The 2,565-nt window shown below is 30.7% G+C and carries 3 protein-coding genes; 1 reads left to right on the forward strand and 2 read right to left on the reverse strand.

The features are described from left to right. Positions 1–155: 155 nt before the first annotated feature. Positions 156–1,097 (reverse strand): hypothetical protein, encoded by a 942-nt coding sequence (locus TS70_RS06250; protein ID WP_198049740.1) that lies wholly within the window; start codon positions 1,095–1,097, stop codon positions 156–158. 152 nt (positions 1,098–1,249) lie between these two features. On the opposite strand from TS70_RS06250, the gene TS70_RS06255 reads away from it, so the two are divergent. Continuing rightward, positions 1,250–2,212, forward strand: coding sequence for a GMP reductase (locus TS70_RS06255; protein ID WP_198049741.1), 963 nt, complete (start codon positions 1,250–1,252; stop codon positions 2,210–2,212). A 33-nt stretch (positions 2,213–2,245) separates the two neighbouring features. On the opposite strand, the gene rpsU is transcribed toward TS70_RS06255, so the two are convergent. Next, positions 2,246–2,410, reverse strand: a complete 165-nt coding sequence (gene rpsU, locus TS70_RS06260) for a 30S ribosomal protein S21 (protein ID WP_040093382.1) — start codon at positions 2,408–2,410, stop codon at positions 2,246–2,248. Positions 2,411–2,565: the final 155 nt, after the last annotated feature.

Consider the following 2,565-nt stretch of genomic DNA (forward strand, 5'->3'; position numbering starts at 1 on the left):
TAATAAAAAAGGGTATCGCAAGAAGTCTAATGTATTTCATAAATACATTCTTTTTCTTTATTATTCATAAATTTAAATTTAATTGACGGGAATGTTTTTTATTTTAACGAAAAATGGATTTTATTAATTAATAAAATCCATTTTTTAAAGTTCAACTAATATTGACGTTGTGCACGATCTTCGGTTTTATATTGTGGAATATTAATCATATACCCATCTTCACGACGTCACAATCCTTTAATTACTTTTGTTATTAAGTAAACCATAAAGATTGTTCCAATTAAGGTTGACGTAAAGTTTAAGATGTTAGCAAAAATTGATAAACCATCTTGTCCTTTTTGAAACAGACGGCCAAATGCTTCAATTAGTTTTAGTAATGCGGTAATAATTTGAATTATTAACATCATTGTTACGATAACAGTATAAACGGTTGACACAAAGCGTAATCATTTTCCAAAAGAAGTTTCTGCCATCATATTTGCAATAGCACGACTATTGTAGAATCCAGGAACCAAAATTAAGCTTATGACACTAACGGCAGCTAATACCCCCATCATAATCGCAAAATTTCGTTGTGAGTCGCCTACTCAAACTTTAGTTGTTGCTTTGTTATAAAAAATCATAATAACAGCAATACTAACAAGACCCGATACTAATCAGGCAGTTCCTAAATAGCGGACAATTACAACACGAGCATTTTTTGTTGCTTTAACATCAGTATCTGGTAGTCATGTTAAGGCAAACGGTGCCAAAAACCCACCAAGTGATAATGATAAAACCGCTAAACTTCATTTATTGGCACATAATTCGGCATCATTACTGCCGATTGCATAACGGATTAACCCAATATTACAGATAATTGTTGTAAAGAAAGAGAAAATTACGACTAGTAAAATTACTACTTTATAACTTGCTAAATCTGCATATGAATTCATTAACCAACTATTGGCTGTGTTGATATCGCCATTAAAAGTACCATTGTTATATTGGCCTAATAAATAAAAATAAGCCCCTGCTGCAATGGTAATTCCAACAATTCCAACAATACTTGACAATACAATTCAAAAACGAGTAAATCCAAAATTTCTTGTCATCATTAATATAATCCCTGTTCCTTTCTTGAATTATGTAAATAATTATATGCCTTTCTAACCCTCATTACAAGATATTTTTCTAAACATTTTAAAAATAAAACTGCCCTTTTTCCCTTGTTTTTATGATACATTTAAATAGTGAGGTGAAATATATAGTGAAAGCATTTGATTATGAAGACATTCAATTGATTCCAGAATTATGTGTTGTTGATTCGCGAAAAGAATGTGATACAACCGTTAAATTAGGTAAACATACTTTTAATTTACCTGTTGTCCCATCAAATATGGCAACAGTCGTTAATGAAGAATTATGTGAAAAATTAGCCGAAAAAAACTATTTTTATATTATGCATCGTTTTAATGTTGATCAAGTTAAATTTATTAAACATATTAAAAGTAAAAATTTAATTACTTCAATTTCTGTTGGCGTTAAACCAAATGATTTTGAATTAATTGAAACATTAAAGAAAGAACAGTTAGTTCCAGACTATATTACAATTGATATTGCCCATGGCCATGCCTTTAGTGTTAAAAAAATGATTGAACATATTCGTACTAATTTAGGTGAAGAAACCTTTATTATTGCCGGAAATGTTGGAACACCAAAAGCCGTTCGTGATTTAGAACATTGAGGGGCAGATGCAACCAAAGTTGGAATTGGGCCAGGAAAAGTATGTATTACCAAATTAAAAACAGGATTTGGAAATGGTGGCTGACAATTATCAGCTGTGAAATGATGTAGTAAAGGAAGTTCAAAACCAATTATTGCTGATGGTGGATTGCGAGTTAATGGTGACATTGCAAAATCAATCCGAATGGGGGCCACAATGTGTATGGTTGGTAGTTTATTTGCTGCCCACCAAGAATCACCAGGAAAACAAGTTGAAATTGATGGTGTAAAATATAAAGAATACTTTGGATCAGCTAGTGAGTACAATAAGGGCGAAAAACGCTATGTGGAAGGAAAAAAAGAATTAATTGAAATTCGTGGAAGCATCTTTGAAACTCTTCGAGAAATGACAGAAGATTTACAATCATCAATTTCTTATGCTGGTGGTAAAGATTTGGACGCAATTAAAAAAGTTGATTATGTTATTTTAAAAGATAGTAATTTTTAAAAAAAATAAAAAAATCCCAGTTATGGGATTTTTTTAACGAAAACTACGAGATTGCTCTTGTTTATAGCGTCTTTTTTCCTTTTTGCTCATTCAATGCTCTCGTTTACGGGCTTCTTTTCGTTTTACCGAAGAAACCTTGTTAAAACGCTTTAAAACTTTGTCTAGCGGTTCTCCTGCTTTGACAACAACAGTAGCCATAATATTTCAACTCCTAAAACTATATAAATTAATAATATCATATTATCATATTTTTTGAAACAAAACAAATTTTTATTATTTATCGATCGAATAAATTATGTGGTTGTTTAAGGGACATAAATTTGATGCTTTTATCCATCAAAAACATCAAACTG

It is taken from the genome of Spiroplasma sp. hyd1, from assembly GCF_016082235.1.
GTDB lineage: Bacteria > Bacillota_I > Bacilli_A > Mycoplasmatales > Mycoplasmataceae > Spiroplasma > Spiroplasma poulsonii.